We start from the raw sequence: 16,695 nt of genomic DNA, 5'->3' as shown, positions 1-16,695 counted from the left end.
AAAACTCTTGTCATTATTTTAAAACTATGTAAATATAGGTGTCAAGACAGTTGAAAAGTGTAAAGTAGGAGGCAACAATTATGCCAAGTGCAGATGTCTTAATTATTGGAAGTGGCGTTGCGGCACTTCGTGTTGCGAAAGAGCTTTGTCACGAAAAGAATGTGATAATTATCACAAAAAAAACAGGGCGCAATAACAATACACATTTAGCTCAAGGAGGAATTGCAGCAGCTGTTGCTGCACATGACAATCCGAGTGGGCATTTTGAAGATACATTAGTGGCAGGTTGTCATTATAACAATGAAGAAGCAGTTCGGTATTTAGTTGAAGAAGGGCCGAAAGAAATAAATAAACTTATTACAAATGGAATGAAATTTGATGGGGATGAAGCAGGGCTCCATCTTGGTAAAGAAGGGGCGCATCGAAAACGTCGTATTTTACATGCGGGAGGAGATGCAACTGGTAAAAATCTATTAGAACATTTAATTCAAGAAGTAGCTCCATACGTTACTATCGTTGAGCAAGAAATGGTACTTGATTTTATTATAGAAAATAATAAATGTATAGGGGCTTTAACACGAAATAGTGAAGGAAAGTTGAAGCGTTACTATGCTGATTATACAGTGTTAGCATCAGGAGGAATTGGTGGTTTGTACGCCTTTACGTCGAATGATGAGACAATTACAGGTGATGGACTTGCGATGATCTATCGAGCTGGGGGCGAACTTGTTGATTTAGAATTTGTGCAATTTCATCCGACAATGTTATACGTGGGCGGGCGATGTTGTGGTCTCGTTTCTGAAGCAGTCCGTGGTGAAGGAGCTGTCCTTATAAATGGAAAAGGACAGCGTTTTATGATGGAGATACATCCCGGGAAAGATCTCGCACCGCGTGATGTAGTGGCAAGGGCTATTCATGAACAACTTCTTGCAGGTGAAAAAGTGTACTTGAACATCGAAAGCATTCAAAACTTTGAAAAGCGTTTTCCAACAGTCTCATCATTATGTAAAAAGAATGGTGTGAATCTAAAAGAAAATCGTATTCCAGTCGTACCTGGTGCTCATTTTCATATGGGTGGCGTGAAGACGAATTGTGACGGCGAGACGTCTATTCCAAATTTATATGCAGTCGGCGAAGTGGCTTGTAATGGGATTCACGGTGCGAACAGATTAGCGAGTAATTCATTATTAGAAGGTCTAGTGTTTGGAAGAAGAATAGGAAAACATATTTTAGCTAGACCAGTACAAGAAAGAAAAAATGTATCAGAAGAGAGAGAAAAAAGCTTTATAGCTCTTAATGATTTACCGTTGAAAGAAGAAGTACAAGAATACATGATGAAGCACGTTGGGATTGTACGAACTGAGAAAAGCTTATCATATGCTAAGAGATGGTTTAGTAGGTACGGTGTGCGAAATATGATATTACAATATGATGCACTTACAAATGAAGAGATAACACTTATTAATATGTTAACAGTTTGTGAGCTTATAACAGTATCGGCTTTACAAAGAGAAGAAAGTATTGGTGGTCATTATCGCAGTGATTATCCAGAAAGAAATAAAGTAAGGAAAGAGATTATTCGAGTGAGAAGAAAACTACAACTTGTTTAATGAGGGGAAGAGGGGTTTTATGAACACGTTAAAGGTTAAGGAAGCATTAAATAGATTTTTTCTAGAAGATATAGGAGAAAGAGATGTAACATCTCAGCTTATCTTTCCCGATAATGCACTTGCGAAAGGGACGTTTCTTGTAAAGGATTCAGGGGTCTTTGCAGGGAGTTTAGTAATAGAAGAGGGCTTTAAACTAATCGATGAAAAAATTGAAGTTGCACTCCATAAAAAAGATGGGGACTTAGTAGAAAAAGGTGAAATTATAGCAACGGCACAAGGGCCTATTGCGTCTTTATTAACAGCGGAGCGCGTTATATTGAATATCATTCAGCGTATGAGCGGTGTAGCGACGATGACTCGTAAAGCAGTTCTTGCGTTAGATAGCAATTACACGCGTATTTGTGATACGAGAAAAACGATGCCAGGATTGCGCATGTTTGATAAGTATGCGGTAGTGTGCGGAGGCGGGTTTAACCACCGCTTCGGTTTGTATGATGGTGTCATGATTAAAGATAATCATATTGCGTTTGCGGGGTCTATTACAAAGGCTGTTACGACAGTGAAAGAAAGATTAGGGCATATGGTAAAAGTAGAAGTTGAAACAGAGACGGAGGCGCAAGTGAGAGAAGCGGTAGAGGCTGGCGCAGATGTTATTATGTTCGATAATCGCACGCCAGAAGAGATTCGTGAGTTTTCAAAACTTGTACCGAGTGCTATCGTTACGGAGGCTTCAGGTGGCATTACAATTGAAGATTTATCGAAATACGGAAAAACAGGGGTAGATTATATTTCACTTGGAGCGTTAACACATTCAGTGAAAGCACTTGATATTAGTTTTAATATTGAGTCTTAATGAGAGTGGTTTAGAGGGGGAGAATCGTAAATGGGTATTTTAGAGAAAGTTCAGCCAATTGAAGTAATGTTACCGGAGCGTTATCAAACGATGTCTACATTAGAAATGGAAGAGCGTGTTCGCGAAATTAAAGAAAAAATGGGGGGATTACTATTTATTCCAGGGCATCATTATCAAAAAGATGAAGTGGTGCAATTTTCAGACGCAGCAGGGGACTCGTTGCAACTTGCACAAGTTGCAGCGAGTAATAAAGAGGCAAAATATATTGTGTTTTGTGGTGTGCACTTTATGGCAGAAACGGCAGACATGTTAACAACAGATGATCAAGTTGTCATTTTACCAGATATGCGTGCCGGCTGCTCTATGGCGGATATGGCAGATATTGAACAAACAGAAAGAGCGTGGAAAGAGCTCACAAAATTATTTGGGGATACGATGATTCCGTTAACGTATGTAAATTCAACAGCTGCGATTAAAGCATTTTGTGGTCGTAATGGAGGGGCAACAGTAACCTCTTCTAATGCAAAACAAATGGTATCTTGGGCGTTTACGCAAAAAGAGCGTCTCGTCTTTTTACCAGACCAACATTTAGGGAGAAATACAGCGTACGATTTAGGTATTCCTTTAGAGAAAATGGCAGTGTGGAACCCGCATACAGATTCACTAGAGTACGATGGAGATATAGAAGAAATTCAAGTGATTTTATGGAAAGGCCATTGTTCTGTTCATCAAAACTTTACTGTGAAAAATATTGAAAGTGTGCGAAAAAACCATCCGGATATGAATATTATTGTTCACCCTGAATGTTGTTATGAAGTTGTTGATGCGTCTGATTATGCAGGATCGACGAAATATATTATTGATATGATTGAAGCAGCTCCAGCAGGAAGTCAATGGGCGATTGGTACAGAGATGAATTTAGTGAATCGAATTATTCAGCAACATCCAGATAAAGAAATTATTTCTCTAAATCCGTTTATGTGTCCTTGTTTAACGATGAACCGGATTGATTTACCCCACCTGTTATGGGCGCTTGAGAATATAGAAAGAGGAGAACAAATCAATGTTATTCGTGTAAATAAGCAAGTAACAAAAGAGGCGGTTCTTGCATTGAATCGTATGTTAGAGCGTGTGTAAAGCAACGGGACTTCCGTTGCTTTTTTTCGTGCATGTAATCATAAGAAGAGTGAAATAGGCATACATTGTGTTGAGGAAATCATTGTGATTTTTTTATGATTATTCCACTTCAAACCATATTGAAAATAGAAGAAGTGATAAAAGTAGATGAAGTTAAGTTTTTTAGAAAGTGTTACTTCGAAGTGTTTTTACTTATAGATAAGTTATACAGGAGGGGGAAAATTTGAAAATTCATATCGTGCAAAAAGGGGATACCCTTTGGAAAATTGCGAAAAAGTACGGAGTGGATTTTGAAACGCTAAAGAAAACAAATACACAACTTAGTAATCCAGACCTTATTATGCCAGGGATGAAAATTAAAGTACCATCGAGCAGCGTTCATGTGAAACAACAGGCTGGATCGGGTTCAGCGCCTCCGAAACAATATGTAAAAGAGGTGCAGCAAAAAGAGTTTGCATCAACACCAACTCCACTCGGAATAGAAGATGAAGAAGAAGTTACGTATCAATCAGCACCTATTACACAGCAACCAGCTATGCAACAAACGCAAAAAGAAATGCAGGTGAAACCACAAAAAGAAATGCAGGTGAAACCACAAAAAGAAATGCAGGTAAAACCACAAAAGGAAATGCAAGTGAAACCACAAAAAGAAGTACAGGTGAAGCCGCAAAAAGAAGTGCAAAAAGAAATACCAATTCAAAAACCGCCTGTCATTCAAAAACCACCTGTTGTAGAGAAAGTAGAAAAACCAAAACCGACTACGAAAGAGAACACTAAATTTTCTGTTAATGTATTACCGCAGCCGCCGCAACCGCCGATTAAACCGAAAAAAGAATATAAAATTTCAGACGTAATAAAAAAGGGAAGCGAGTTAATTGCTCCTCAAATTAATAAAATGAAACCTAACAACATCATTTCCCCTCAAACGAAAAAAGACAATATAGGAAATATATCACCACAAGTAAAGAAAGAGAACGTAGGAAACGTATCACCACAAGCGAAAAAAGAAAATGTAGGAAACATAGTATCACCGCAAGCGAAAAAAGAAAATGTAGGAAACATAGTATCACCGCAAGTGAAGAAGGAAAATGTAGGAAACATAGTATCACCGCAAGTGAAGAAGGAAAATGTAGGGAATATAGTATCACCGCAAGTGAAGAAAGAAAATGTAGGAAATATAGTATCACCGCAAGTGAAGAAAGAAAATGTAGGAAACATAGTATCACCAAACGTATCAAAGGAAAATGTTGTTATTCCGCAAGTAATACCGCCAAATATTCAAGTGCCAAATATAATGCCGATGCTGGATAACAATCAACCACCAAACATAATGCCGATAATGGATAACAACCAAATGCCAAACATAATGCCAATAGCGGATAACAATCAAATGCCAAACATAATGCCGATAATGGATAATAATCAAATGCCAAACATAATGCCGATAATGGATAACAATCAAATGCCAAACATAATGCCGATAATGGATAACAATCAAATGCCAAACATAATGCCGATAATGGATAGCAATCAAATGCCAAACATAATGCCGATAATGGATAGCAATCAAATGCCAAACATAATGCCGATAATGGATAATAACCAAATGCCAAACATAATGCCGATAATGGATAATAACCAAATGCCAAACATAATGCCGATAATGGATAATAATCAACCACCAAACATAATGCCGATAATGGATAACAATCAAATGCCAAACATGATGCCAATAATGGATAACAACCAAATGCCGAACATGATGCCAATAATGGATAACAATCAAATGCCGAATATGATGCCAATAATGGATAACAATCAAATGCCGAACATGATGCCAATAATGGATAACAATCAAATGCCGAATATGATGCCAAATCAAATGCCAATGATGCCGCCATATCCGCATTATCAACAACAAAATCCATACTATAATATGCCATATCAACAAGGAGCACAGGTGGTACCACAATATACTTCTATGCCAAATCCGAATATGATGCCAATGGATAATAATATGCCACCACTCGTGCAAGGTGAGGAAGATTGTGGATGCGGAGGAGAAAGTAGGTTATATAGTCCGCAACCAGGTGGACCACAATACGCCAATCCTTTATATTATCAACCGACTCAGCCAGCATATGCACCGCAGCCGGGAACGATGTATTATCAGCCAGATCCGCCAAATGTATTTGGAGAACCAGTTTCAGAAGAAGAGGATGAAGAGGAAGTTTAAAAAAAGGTGGGATTATTCCCGCCTTTTTTGTATTTGTGGTAGTTAAGAAAACGTGAGATTTACATCAAGTGCTAGAAAATTCCTAGTGAAATATTAACAGTGTAAAAAGCCGCTCTGTTACTCATTATAAGAAGGAGCTTTTCGAAAAGAGAAGTTCATTCTAACAGGGGGGGTTTTTGTATTGAATACGAAAGTTAAAATTATTGCTGCTTCTTTGTTAGTTACCAGTGCGTTAGCTGCATGTGGTACACCTAAAGAGAAAACTGCGATGGACGGGCGTAATTATAATTACGAGCGTACATCTTATAATGATACACATCCAAATCGTACTAATGTAACGCGTAACGATCGTTATACAGATTATGTAACATACCGAAATGGAAACAGAGCAACAGACAATGTGTATGATAATCGTAACGGTACCGGATATAATTATTACCGTGATGTAAATTACAATGGACAAATTGCTAATCCGCACCCAACACGTAATATTACAATGAACAATTCATACATTAACAATGATGGTAAAACTGCAGAAAAAATTACGAATCGTGTGAAACGTATGAATAACGTAGATCGAGTTTCTACAGTTGTATATGGAAACGATGTAGCGATTGCGGTAAAACCACGTAATACAGCGACAGATGAAACAGCGATGGCAAACGAAATTCGTCAAGCTGTTGCGAGTGAAGCTGGAAACAGAAACGTGTACGTCTCTGTAAGAAATGACATGTTTACTCGTGTTGATGCAATGAGTACGCGTCTACGTAATGGTACAGTTACAAACGATTTTAATCGTGACATAACAAATATGTTCCGAGACATTCGTTACGGTTTAACTGGTACAGTACGATAACAATAAAGAGGAAGGGGAATCCCTTCCTCTTTATTCATCTTCGTCTTGTAAACGACGTTTTTTAATAAGATAACTAACGGAATAAGAAGTTAAAAAGCATACGAAGAGGATACTACCTGTAAGGATAGCTTCAAACAGAGGTCTCTCTGGACTGAAAATGATATAAATAATAGCCATAATAATCCCTACAATAAGGGAGCGTAAGACAAGTTTGTAATAAGGAGTTAACTTTATTTCCTTTTCGCTTTCTTCTACATCGATTGAAATACTTAATTGTAAATAGCTAAGTAAAATACTTGTAAGAATAAATAATAACCATAATGGAGATTTCGTAATTTGATCCATTCCTTCAGTGAATCCGATATAGCCTAAAATTCCGATTATACCAATTGATTGAAAGAGAAAGGCAATACGTATGTTTTTTAATGTTTGAAGAATGAGACGTTCATCTTTAATTTTTTTCAAAGCATTCAGCCCCTGTTTATATTTATAGTATTAATTGTAACATATATATTGCATTAATCAATTTATAATTTACATAAACTTTATTTAGGTAAAAAAGGAAATGAAATATTTTTATAAACATGTTGCGTTCCTATCTTATTAATGTTATATTAGCAAAGCGATGAGCTAATTTACGTAAGACGAGAGATATGCTTAAGTGCTAAACACGCGAATGTGGTCGCCTGGTCTCTCGCCGTAAACGCATCAAGACGCCTGCTATGCAGGCGTCTTTCATATTTTATAAAGATAAAGTGAAGTTTAGAGAAATCTAAACTTCACTTTTTTGTTGGTTTTAATGACGAAATATTCGGAATGTATTTACGAATATTCTCAAAAGAATTAATATGTAGTGGTAATTTTGGGTACAACGTTTTTTTCTTTATGGGACTTCACTATACTTCTACTATGAATGGCTCACTTATCATTGCTACAATGCAATCCAATAAAGATAAAAAACTACTTTCGTATAATCACTGCGATTCTAAATAGGGGGAAATAGTGTAAAGGTGTACAAAAAATTGAATTCTATAATTCTTAATAGGGGTATTCTATGAATTAGGGATAAAACCCCCATTTCCGGAAAAACTACAAATGAAAGTATGATTTTGCCTAGAAGAGGTGAACGGAAATGAAATGGATACTGATTGCAGTGCAAGCTTTCGTTATGGTGTTTTGTTTAGTTTATGAAACGAGTGTGAGGGCGGAAGGGCCAGTACCAGAAGTAAAAGAAAAAGAACCTCAAGTTACAATTTTATTAGAGCGTATGTATGTTGATGGAGAAGTAAGTGAGGAAATATTTACGGAAAAAGTAGTGAATTTGGAGCAGTTTTTGCAGCAATATAAAGAGTGGCAACTTGTTGATCGTGATGATGTACAAATCGTATTACAAAAGAAAATTGATGATATTTCACCTTTATTGAAAACAAGTGGTTATTTTGGTGTTTCAGAGGAAGGAATATTACAAATTTTTAAAGGGGTACCGAAAAGTGATAACGCGATTCACTCATTTTTTCAAATTGATATGAAAAAGCTTGAAAGTTATGAGCGTGCGAAATTAAAACGTGGCATTCGTATAAAATCAAAAGAAGGTTTTGTGAAGACCATTGAAAAAATGAAGCAGTATGCAGTGAGAAAGTAAGAAAAGCAGCTCTGGTGCGAGCTGCTTTTCTTATTTATTTTTATCTAAAATTTGTTTAGCAACTTCATCAATTAGCATATCTTTTCCGATTGGATTAAATGCTTTCGTATTGAAGACTTCATTCGATACTTCGTATACGTGATTATTTTTCACTGCTTTATTATCTTTCCAAACTGCACTGTTTTTATAGTCTTCATACACTTTATCAGCTTCGCCGCCGAAGTTTACAATGAACATTTGATCAGGCTGGAATGCAACGAGACCTTCTAGTGATACTTGTGCCATCGTTTGTTTTAAGTCTGTACCTTTTGTTGCTGGAAGTTTTAAGTCGTTAAAGATGATGTCACCATATCCGAAGCTACCGTATACACGGAAGTTTTGTGGTGTTACTGCAACGAACATAAAGTTTTCGTCTTTTGTTTTTTCTTTAATTTTTTTAGATAAAGAGTCTGCTTTTTTATCGTAGTCTGTAATCCATTTATCAGCTTTCTTTTCTTCGTCAAATAGTTTACCTACTTCTTTAAACTTACCGCGCCAGTCTTCTAGATTTGTTTCTAGAACAACTGTTGGTGCCACCTTTTCTAGTTGATCATAAATTTTCAATTGACGATTGTTTAAAATAATTAAGTCTGGTTTTAAAGCAGTAACAGCTTCTAAATCAACTTTAGGTGCCCAATACCAGCCAACAGCTTTTACTCCGTCTAGCTTTTCTGTTAAATGATTTTGGATTTTATCTTTATATGTATTTGCTGTACCAACAGGTTTATGTCCAAGAAGTAACAATTCTTCTGTTGATCCAGATAAGTCAACAATTCTTTTTGGATTTACTGGAATTGTCGCTTCTCCTTTAGCATGTTTGACAACTTTTGTTTTCGGTTGTTCTTTCGCTTTTGACTCATCTTTTTGAGAAGAGCAGCCAACGATAGAAAGAACAACTAACATGATAGTAAATAAAATAAATAGCCTTTTTTTCATCCTGATGTAACCCCTTTAATTAATATTGATAATCATTATCGACTATTGTATAGTAATGTTCTTTCTGTATTTATGTCAATAGAAAAAAACGGAAATTTTAAACAGAGAACATTTGTTGGGGTAGCCTCGCTTTTCTATTGTTAAATATGTTAAAATGGAATACATGATTTGAGAGGGAGAGATCGTATTTTGTTTGAATATGTTACAGGTTACGTGGAGTATGTAGGACCGGAATATGTCGTAATTGATCATAATGGAATTGGTTATCAAATTTTTACACCAAATCCATATGTCTTTCAAAGAAGTAAGCAAGAAATTCGTGTCTATACATATCATTATGTGAGAGAAGATATTATGGCACTTTACGGATTTAAAACACGTGAAGAGCGTTTATTATTTACAAAATTGTTAGGTGTATCAGGCATTGGACCGAAAGGCGCTCTTGCAATTTTAGCTTCTGGTCAAACAGGACAGGTCGTTCAAGCAATTGAACATGAAGATGAGAAGTTTTTAGTGAAATTCCCAGGTGTCGGAAAGAAAACAGCGCGCCAAATGATTTTAGATTTAAAAGGGAAATTAGCAGATGTTGTACCAGATGCGTTTGTTGATTTGTTCTCAGATGTCGAAAGTTTTGATGAGAAGAAAGGTTCATCAGTTGAACTTGATGAAGCGCTGGAAGCACTGCGTGCACTCGGTTATGCAGAACGAGAAGTTTCTCGCGTTGTACCAGAACTATTAAAAGAATCACTAACGACGGATCAATATATTAAAAAGGCACTTAGTCTTTTACTAAATGGTAAGAGGTGAGTATAATGGACGAACGTCTCCTTTCAGGGGAATCTGCATATGAAGATGCAGATTTAGAGTATTCATTACGGCCACAGACGCTCCGTCAGTATATTGGCCAAGATAAAGCGAAACATAATTTAGAAGTTTTTATTGAAGCGGCGAAAATGCGTGAAGAAACGTTAGATCACGTACTTTTATATGGGCCACCTGGACTTGGTAAAACGACGCTTGCGAATATTATTGCCAATGAAATGGGTGTTAACATTCGAACAACGTCAGGTCCCGCAATTGAAAGACCAGGAGATTTAGCGGCTGTATTAACAGCACTTCAGCCTGGGGATGTATTATTTATTGATGAAATTCATCGTTTGCATAGATCTATTGAAGAAGTGTTATACCCAGCGATGGAAGACTTTTGCCTTGATATCGTTATTGGGAAAGGACCGTCAGCTCGATCTGTACGTCTAGACTTACCCCCATTTACACTAGTTGGGGCAACGACGCGTGCAGGTGCATTATCAGCACCACTTCGTGACCGTTTCGGTGTACTTTCACGATTAGAGTATTATACAGTAGATCAGCTTTCTGCGATTGTAGAACGTACAGCAGAAGTATTCGAAGTGGAGATTGATTCGTTGGCAGCACTAGAAATTGCAAGACGTGCCCGTGGTACACCTCGTATTGCGAATCGTCTATTACGACGTGTACGTGACTTCGCGCAAGTTCGCAGTGACGGAACGATTGCGATGGAAATTACACAAATGGCGTTAGAGCTATTACAAGTAGATAAATTAGGACTTGATCATATTGACCATAAATTACTGCTTGGTATTATTGAAAAGTTCCGCGGTGGTCCAGTTGGATTAGAAACAGTTTCGGCAACGATTGGAGAAGAATCTCATACGATTGAAGATGTGTATGAGCCGTATTTATTACAAATTGGCTTTTTACAACGAACGCCAAGAGGCCGAATCGTAACTCCACTCGCATATGAACATTTTGGGATGGAGATGCCAAAGGTATGACGGAGATGCCAAAGCTGCTTATTACAGCTGGTATTTTACTCATTGTTGTTGGTCTAGCTTGGAAGTTTATTGGAAGGCTTCCAGGCGATATTTTTGTGAAAAAAGGAAACGTTACCTTTTATTTTCCTATCATTACATGTATTGTGTTAAGTATTGTATTATCTTTTGTTATGTATATAATAAATCGATTTAAATAAGAAATAGGTGGATATAGTTATGGATATTAATCTGTTTGATTTTCATTTACCAGAAGAGCTTATTGCACAAATCCCGCTTGAAGAGCGTGAAACATCAAGATTGATGGTGTTAGACCGTGAAACAGGGGATATTGAGCATAAACATTTTACGGACATTCTTTCTTACTTACATGAGGGGGATTGCTTAGTTTTAAATGAAACGAAAGTTATGCCTGCTCGCTTGCACGGTGTGAAAGAAGATACAGGTGCACATATCGAAGTGCTTCTTTTAAAACAAGAGGAAGGCGATAAGTGGGAAACACTTGTCAAGCCAGCGAAGCGTGTAAAAGAAGGTACTGTAATCTCTTTTGGTGAAGGAAAGTTAAAAGCAACTTGTATTGGAACTGCAGATCAAGGTGGGCGTCAACTTGAGTTTTCATATGACGGCATCTTTTATGAAATTTTAGACGAACTTGGAGAAATGCCACTTCCTCCGTATATTAAAGAGACGTTGGAAGATCGCGATCGTTATCAAACGGTATATGCGAAGGAAATTGGTTCAGCAGCAGCACCGACAGCTGGACTTCACTTTACAGAAGAGTTACTCGAGAAATTGAAGCAAAAAGGCGTTCAATTAGCATTTATTACGCTCCATGTAGGACTTGGAACATTTAGACCAGTTTCTGCAGATACGATTGAAGAGCATCATATGCATGCAGAGTATTACCATATGTCTGAAGAGACAGCTGCGTTATTAAACCGTGTGAAAGAGAATGGTGGACGTATTATTACAGTAGGTACGACATCAACTCGTACATTAGAAACGATTGCGACAGATCATGATGGTAAGCTTTGTGCAGCTTCTGGATGGACAGATATATTTATGTACCCAGGATATGAATTTAAAGCAATTGATGGTTTAATTACAAACTTCCATTTGCCGAAATCAACATTAATTATGCTTGTAAGTGCATTCGCAAATAGAGATAATGTACTTCATGCATATAATGAAGCAGTAAAAGAAAAATATCGTTTCTTTAGCTTTGGTGATGCGATGTTCGTTGCATCTCACGCTAAAATGAGAAACAAATAAAAGGAGTAAATTATGACAGCAATTCGTTATGAATTTATTAAAACTTGTAAACAAACGGGTGCGCGTTTAGGACGTGTGCATACGCCACACGGTTCATTTGATACACCGACATTTATGCCAGTTGGTACACTTGCAACAGTTAAAACGATGTCACCAGAAGAATTAAAAGCGATGGATTCTGGTATTATTTTAAGTAATACGTATCATTTATGGCTACGCCCAGGTCACGAGATTGTTCGTGAAGCAGGCGGTTTGCATAAATTTATGAACTGGGACCGTGCAATCTTAACGGATTCAGGTGGTTTCCAAGTATTCAGTTTAAGTGACTTCCGCCGTATTGAAGAGGAAGGCGTTCATTTCCGTAATCACTTAAATGGAGATAAATTATTCTTATCACCAGAAAAAGCGATGGAAATTCAAAATGCATTAGGTTCAGATATCATGATGGCATTTGACGAGTGTCCACCGTTCCCAGCTACTTTTGAATATATGAAAAAGTCTGTAGAGCGTACAAGCCGTTGGGCAGAGCGTTGTCTAAAGGCACATGAGCGTCCACAAGACCAAGGTTTATTCGGTATTGTACAGGGCGGAGAGTTTGAAGAGCTTCGTCGTCAAAGTGCGAAAGATCTTGTTTCAATGGACTTCCCTGGTTACGCTGTAGGTGGTTTATCTGTTGGAGAGCCAAAAGATATTATGAACCGTGTACTTGAATTTACAACACCACTTCTTCCAGATAATAAGCCACGTTACTTAATGGGAGTAGGTTCTCCTGACTCATTAATTGATGGTGCGATTCGTGGTATTGATATGTTCGACTGCGTACTTCCAACTCGTATTGCCCGAAATGGTACATGTATGACAAGTGAAGGTCGCTTAGTTGTGAAAAACGCGAAATTTGCTAGAGATTTCGGTCCGCTTGATCCTAACTGTGATTGCTACACATGTAAAAATTACTCTCGTGCGTACATTCGTCACTTAATGAAATGTGATGAAACGTTCGGAATTCGTTTAACGTCTTATCACAACCTTCATTTTCTGTTAAACTTAATGGAGCAGGTGAGACAAGCTATTCGTGAAGACCGTCTTGGCGATTTCCGCGAAGAGTTCTTTGAACAGTATGGCTTTAATAAACCGAATGCTAAAAACTTCTAATACATAATTTAAAAGGAGGAACAAAAGATGAATCCAGGTATGATGAATATCGTTATGATCGTTGCGATGTTTGCGATTTTCTATTTCTTATTAATTCGCCCGCAACAAAAACGTCAAAAAGCAGTTGCTCAAATGCAAAGCGAGTTAGCAAAAGGTGATGCTATCGTAACAATCGGTGGTTTACACGGTACAATCGAATCAGTAGATGAAACGAAAATCGTTATTAAATCTGGTGGTTCACACTTAACTTTCGATCGCAATGCGATTCGTGAAGTTGTGAAAAACTAATGATGAAGGCCCTGCATGAAATGTGCAGGGCCTTTTTTAATTATTTTGTTTTGACATATTTACACCGAAAATACCTCCGAGTGTACTCGCACCCATTAATGCCAATTGGTAGAGTAACTGTGAGTTCGATAAAGTTTGAGAGAAGCCTAAATAGTTAACGAGAAAGACGAGAAGAGTGAATGTGAGTCCTGTTGTGAGGCCGACTAACCATCCTTTTCCTTTTGCCTTTTTACCAGCTGCAAATCCGGATATGAGAGTAGATAGAAGAGCTAGTATAAAAATGGTAACCGCTAATGTCTCTTCGCCAATATTAGTGAATTTTAATAAAAGAGCCATAATCATACTTGTAATAGATGCGAGAATTAATAGGGTGATAATACCAAAGCCAATTGCAGTTGATAATTTTTTCGTTCCATCCATTATGCATTCCCCCTTTTTAATACAAGCATATTTTCATTTTGTTTAAGTTAGACTAGTTTCTTTTTTGTGGGGGAGCCTATAAGTAAAAAAGGAGATGTAGAAATGGAATGGGTATCAATAATTGGACGAACAATGCTGTTGTATATAATCATTTTAATTATTTTTCGTCTTATGGGTAAACGTGAAATTGGAGAATTAAGTGTATTAGATTTAGTTGTATTCATTATGCTCGGTGAAATGGCTGTAGTGGCAATTGAAAATACAGATAAGTCACTTTGGCATCAATTAGTTCCAATGACTTTTCTTATGTGTATACAAATCATTTTGTCAGTCATTTCATTAAAGTTTCAACGTTTTCGGCATTTAATAGAAGGGGAGCCGGCTATTCTTGTAAATGCAGGTAAAATTGATGAAAAAAAGATGCGGAAGCAGCGATATAGCATAGATGATTTAATGATGCAACTACGGGAGCAAGGAGTCGGAGATGTACGTGATGTAGAATACGCTATTTTAGAACCAACTGGGAAGTTATCTGTCTTTCAAAAACAAAAAAGTAAAAAGAGTAAAAATGATACACCAATTTTTACACTCCCACTAATTATTGATGGAGAAATTCAATACCATCATTTGCAAATGATTGAGCATACAGATGAATGGCTCGTTGAAAAATTGAATAACTTAGGTTATAAAGATGTGAAACAGATTTTATATTGTAGTTTTCAAAATGGACAATTTTTTGTTGATTTGAAAGAAAATTAGAGGCTTACCATTTTGAATGGTAAGCCCGATTGGTGCGGGCTAATAATCAGTGGGGGATGCCCCCCACTGACTAAAGTTTCACTTTACTTTAAAAATGAAAGTTTACGAATGATAGGGAGTCGACTTAACTCTTCTTTTCGAATGATTTTGAAAACGAAGAGGAGAACAATATAAACGATGGTTGTTAAGGTGATCTCCCATAATGTTTGTACGCCAAGTGAATGAGAAAAAACGATATGCGTATGAAGATAAAAACCGAAAGCACCAGCAATCCCGATAGCAATCCCACCGAAAATATAGTCTTTTGCGTAAATCGTAAATGTAATCTTCTTTAAAACAGTAGCATAGTGAAGGAATGTTACCGTCACTATATTTGCAGCGATAGCAAGTGCAACCCCCATCATTTGAAACTCTGGCCGTGAAGCAAGTACAAAAATAACGATTAATTTTACGATGGCTCCAATAAATGTGTTCATCATAGCGGCTCGTGCTAAATTTAAAGCTTGCAACACAGATGTAAGAGGACTTTGGAAATAATGAAATAAAAAGCAAGGCGCAAGAAGTTGGATGAACGCTGTCGCGCTGTCTGATCCGTACATGAGAGTTAAAATAGGAGAAGCAAATACGTATAATATTACGACTGACCATCCACCAGTAATTAATGAGATTCGAAGGGCTTGTTGTAATCGGTGTTCCACTAATTTGTGTTGCCTCTTTGCCATTGCCTCGCTAATTGATGGGACAAGTGCTGTAGAAAGAGCATATGTAATAAAGGCTGGCAGTGATAGAAGTGGGAACGCATAACCGTTTAATATACCGTATTGCTGAGTTGCGACAGAAGCAGCGACTCCAGCAATCGCTAAGCTTTGCATAACGACGATAGGTTCAAAAAAATAAGAAACGGAACCAATTAAACGGCTTCCTGTAGTTGGGAGTGCAATGTCCATAAGGGAATAAAATGTATTTTTGCTCTCCTTTACAGTAGTGAAAAATCCAGAGCGTATAGATAAATGTTTTTCACGTTGGAATAAAGTAAGTAAAAATAATAAAGATGCAACTTCGCCAAGAACAGCTGATAGCATGGCACCGGCTGCAGCATATTCTACGCCATAAGGTAAAAATAAACGAATGCATACAGCGATAATGGTAATGCGGACGACTTGCTCTAAAACTTGGGCATAAGCGCTTGGTTTCATATTTTGTTTCCCTTGGAAGTAACCACGTAAAACAGAAGAAACTGCAATAACAGGGACGACAGGTAAAATGGCCATTAATGGATAGTATGTTCTTTCATCTGTTAATAATGTTTTTGCTAAAATAGGTGTGATTAGCATAATCGCAATTGTTAAAATGATACTAATAACGGATGTAACTGCCAGCGAGACAGTTAATATTTTTTTAACCCTTTGTTTATCGTTCACTGCTTCCGCTTCTGCTACAAATTTTGCAATCGCAACAGGAAGGCCGATTTGTGTTAATGTAATTGCTAAAATAAAGGTGGGAACAGCCATCATATAAAGGCCAACGCCTTCTTCTCCTAAAATACGTGCCATTACAATGCGGTTAATAAACCCAAGGATTTTTGTGATAAAACCGGCTATCATTAAAATAAATGCACCTTTTAAAAAGCTTTGTTTCGTCATGGTCCTCTCCTACCTTCTCAAAATCAGTGGAATGATTTACA

Annotated in this window: 15 protein-coding genes and 3 pseudogenes; 14 read left to right on the top strand and 4 right to left on the bottom strand. The window is 37.2% G+C overall.

From position 1 onward, the window contains the following. The first annotated feature begins 80 nt into the window (after window positions 1–80). The 5 genes and pseudogenes from nadB to MR109_RS04740 all read left to right on the top strand — a co-directional run bounded on the left by nadB (window position 81) and on the right by MR109_RS04740 (window position 6,692). A complete protein-coding gene (gene nadB / locus MR109_RS04760; RefSeq protein ID WP_242271198.1) occupies window positions 81–1,610 on the top strand; it encodes an L-aspartate oxidase in 1,530 nt (509 codons plus the stop codon). 19 nt (window positions 1,611–1,629) lie between these two features. Continuing rightward, the gene (gene nadC / locus MR109_RS04755) at window positions 1,630–2,463 is read left to right on the top strand and encodes a carboxylating nicotinate-nucleotide diphosphorylase (RefSeq protein ID WP_242271197.1); all 834 of its coding nucleotides are present in this window, start codon (window positions 1,630–1,632) and stop codon (window positions 2,461–2,463) included. A 30-nt stretch (window positions 2,464–2,493) separates the two neighbouring features. After that, window positions 2,494–3,600: a quinolinate synthase NadA gene (nadA, locus tag MR109_RS04750; RefSeq protein ID WP_098790247.1), complete on the top strand. Its 1,107-nt coding sequence runs from the start codon at window positions 2,494–2,496 to the stop codon at window positions 3,598–3,600. 223 nt (window positions 3,601–3,823) lie between these two features. After that, a pseudogene (safA, locus tag MR109_RS30360) lies at window positions 3,824–3,980 on the top strand (SafA/ExsA family spore coat assembly protein); the annotation flags it as partial. A gap of 2,037 nt (window positions 3,981–6,017) precedes the next feature. Continuing rightward, window positions 6,018–6,692, top strand: coding sequence for a YhcN/YlaJ family sporulation lipoprotein (locus tag MR109_RS04740; RefSeq protein WP_242271195.1), 675 nt, complete (start codon window positions 6,018–6,020; stop codon window positions 6,690–6,692). Between the two features lie 30 nt (window positions 6,693–6,722). Here the strand turns inward: MR109_RS04740 and MR109_RS04735 are convergent, their stop codons facing one another. Continuing rightward, window positions 6,723–7,157 carry a hypothetical protein gene (locus tag MR109_RS04735; RefSeq protein WP_025151205.1) on the bottom strand — a complete coding sequence of 145 codons (435 nt, stop codon included), beginning with the start codon at window positions 7,155–7,157 and terminating at the stop codon, window positions 6,723–6,725. 387 nt (window positions 7,158–7,544) lie between these two features. Here MR109_RS04735 and MR109_RS04730 point away from each other — a divergent pair. Continuing rightward, a pseudogene (locus MR109_RS04730) lies at window positions 7,545–7,631 on the top strand (DMT family transporter); the annotation flags it as partial. A 193-nt stretch (window positions 7,632–7,824) separates the two neighbouring features. Next, window positions 7,825–8,350 (top strand): annotated as a pseudogene (locus tag MR109_RS04725) (BofC C-terminal domain-containing protein); the annotation flags it as partial. 14 nt (window positions 8,351–8,364) lie between these two features. Here MR109_RS04725 and MR109_RS04720 read toward each other — a convergent pair. After that, complete coding sequence (locus MR109_RS04720) at window positions 8,365–9,309, bottom strand: iron-hydroxamate ABC transporter substrate-binding protein (RefSeq protein ID WP_242271194.1); 945 nt, start codon at window positions 9,307–9,309, stop codon at window positions 8,365–8,367. Window positions 9,310–9,498: 189 nt separating this feature from the next. Between MR109_RS04720 and ruvA the strand changes: the two genes are divergently transcribed. The 6 genes from ruvA to yajC are packed head-to-tail and all read left to right on the top strand — an operon-like array spanning window position 9,499 to window position 13,832. Next, on the top strand, window positions 9,499–10,116 hold the full coding sequence (gene ruvA, locus MR109_RS04715; RefSeq protein ID WP_000464514.1) for a Holliday junction DNA helicase RuvA: 618 nt from the start codon (window positions 9,499–9,501) through the stop codon (window positions 10,114–10,116). A gap of 5 nt (window positions 10,117–10,121) precedes the next feature. Beyond that, complete coding sequence (gene ruvB / locus MR109_RS04710; RefSeq protein ID WP_002173593.1) at window positions 10,122–11,123, top strand: Holliday junction branch migration DNA helicase RuvB; 1,002 nt, start codon at window positions 10,122–10,124, stop codon at window positions 11,121–11,123. Then, entirely contained in the window at window positions 11,120–11,320 is a 201-nt protein-coding gene (locus MR109_RS04705) for a DUF2905 domain-containing protein (RefSeq protein WP_002173592.1), read from the top strand. The genes ruvB and MR109_RS04705 overlap by 4 nt, the downstream gene beginning before the upstream one ends. A 19-nt stretch (window positions 11,321–11,339) precedes the next feature. Continuing rightward, window positions 11,340–12,392: a tRNA preQ1(34) S-adenosylmethionine ribosyltransferase-isomerase QueA gene (gene queA, locus MR109_RS04700; protein WP_242271193.1), complete on the top strand. Its 1,053-nt coding sequence runs from the start codon at window positions 11,340–11,342 to the stop codon at window positions 12,390–12,392. 12 nt (window positions 12,393–12,404) lie between these two features. Beyond that, on the top strand, window positions 12,405–13,544 hold the full coding sequence (gene tgt, locus MR109_RS04695; RefSeq protein ID WP_000125372.1) for a tRNA guanosine(34) transglycosylase Tgt: 1,140 nt from the start codon (window positions 12,405–12,407) through the stop codon (window positions 13,542–13,544). A 27-nt stretch (window positions 13,545–13,571) separates the two neighbouring features. Next, window positions 13,572–13,832 carry a preprotein translocase subunit YajC gene (gene yajC, locus MR109_RS04690; protein ID WP_001068065.1) on the top strand — a complete coding sequence of 87 codons (261 nt, stop codon included), beginning with the start codon at window positions 13,572–13,574 and terminating at the stop codon, window positions 13,830–13,832. Window positions 13,833–13,868: 36 nt separating this feature from the next. On the opposite strand, the gene MR109_RS04685 is transcribed toward yajC, so the two are convergent. Next, a complete protein-coding gene (locus MR109_RS04685) occupies window positions 13,869–14,252 on the bottom strand; it encodes a TIGR04086 family membrane protein (RefSeq protein WP_242271192.1) in 384 nt (127 codons plus the stop codon). 102 nt (window positions 14,253–14,354) lie between these two features. On the opposite strand from MR109_RS04685, the gene MR109_RS04680 reads away from it, so the two are divergent. Next, on the top strand, window positions 14,355–15,011 hold the full coding sequence (locus MR109_RS04680) for a DUF421 domain-containing protein (RefSeq protein WP_048372352.1): 657 nt from the start codon (window positions 14,355–14,357) through the stop codon (window positions 15,009–15,011). Window positions 15,012–15,094: 83 nt separating this feature from the next. On the opposite strand, the gene spoVB is transcribed toward MR109_RS04680, so the two are convergent. Further along, a complete protein-coding gene (gene spoVB / locus MR109_RS04675; protein WP_098303751.1) occupies window positions 15,095–16,654 on the bottom strand; it encodes a stage V sporulation protein B in 1,560 nt (519 codons plus the stop codon). Window positions 16,655–16,695: the final 41 nt, after the last annotated feature.

Source organism: Bacillus cereus group sp. BfR-BA-01310, from assembly GCF_022664325.1.
Classification (GTDB): Bacteria; Bacillota; Bacilli; order Bacillales; family Bacillaceae_G; genus Bacillus_A; species Bacillus_A paramycoides.
This window is presented reverse-complemented; position numbering and strand designations above follow the sequence as displayed.

Coding starts and splice junctions, on each gene's coding strand:
- spoVB (WP_098303751.1), bottom strand. CDS start 16,654: ATGACGAAACAAAGCTTTTTAAAAGGTGCATTTATTTTAATGATAGCC.
- nadB (WP_242271198.1), top strand. CDS start 81: ATGCCAAGTGCAGATGTCTTAATTATTGGAAGTGGCGTTGCGGCACTT.
- yajC (WP_001068065.1), top strand. CDS start 13,572: ATGAATCCAGGTATGATGAATATCGTTATGATCGTTGCGATGTTTGCG.
- MR109_RS04720 (WP_242271194.1), bottom strand. CDS start 9,309: ATGAAAAAAAGGCTATTTATTTTATTTACTATCATGTTAGTTGTTCTT.
- ruvB (WP_002173593.1), top strand. CDS start 10,122: ATGGACGAACGTCTCCTTTCAGGGGAATCTGCATATGAAGATGCAGAT.
- MR109_RS04685 (WP_242271192.1), bottom strand. CDS start 14,252: ATGGATGGAACGAAAAAATTATCAACTGCAATTGGCTTTGGTATTATC.
- nadC (WP_242271197.1), top strand. CDS start 1,630: ATGAACACGTTAAAGGTTAAGGAAGCATTAAATAGATTTTTTCTAGAA.
- tgt (WP_000125372.1), top strand. CDS start 12,405: ATGACAGCAATTCGTTATGAATTTATTAAAACTTGTAAACAAACGGGT.
- MR109_RS04680 (WP_048372352.1), top strand. CDS start 14,355: ATGGAATGGGTATCAATAATTGGACGAACAATGCTGTTGTATATAATC.
- nadA (WP_098790247.1), top strand. CDS start 2,494: ATGGGTATTTTAGAGAAAGTTCAGCCAATTGAAGTAATGTTACCGGAG.
- MR109_RS04705 (WP_002173592.1), top strand. CDS start 11,120: ATGACGGAGATGCCAAAGCTGCTTATTACAGCTGGTATTTTACTCATT.
- queA (WP_242271193.1), top strand. CDS start 11,340: ATGGATATTAATCTGTTTGATTTTCATTTACCAGAAGAGCTTATTGCA.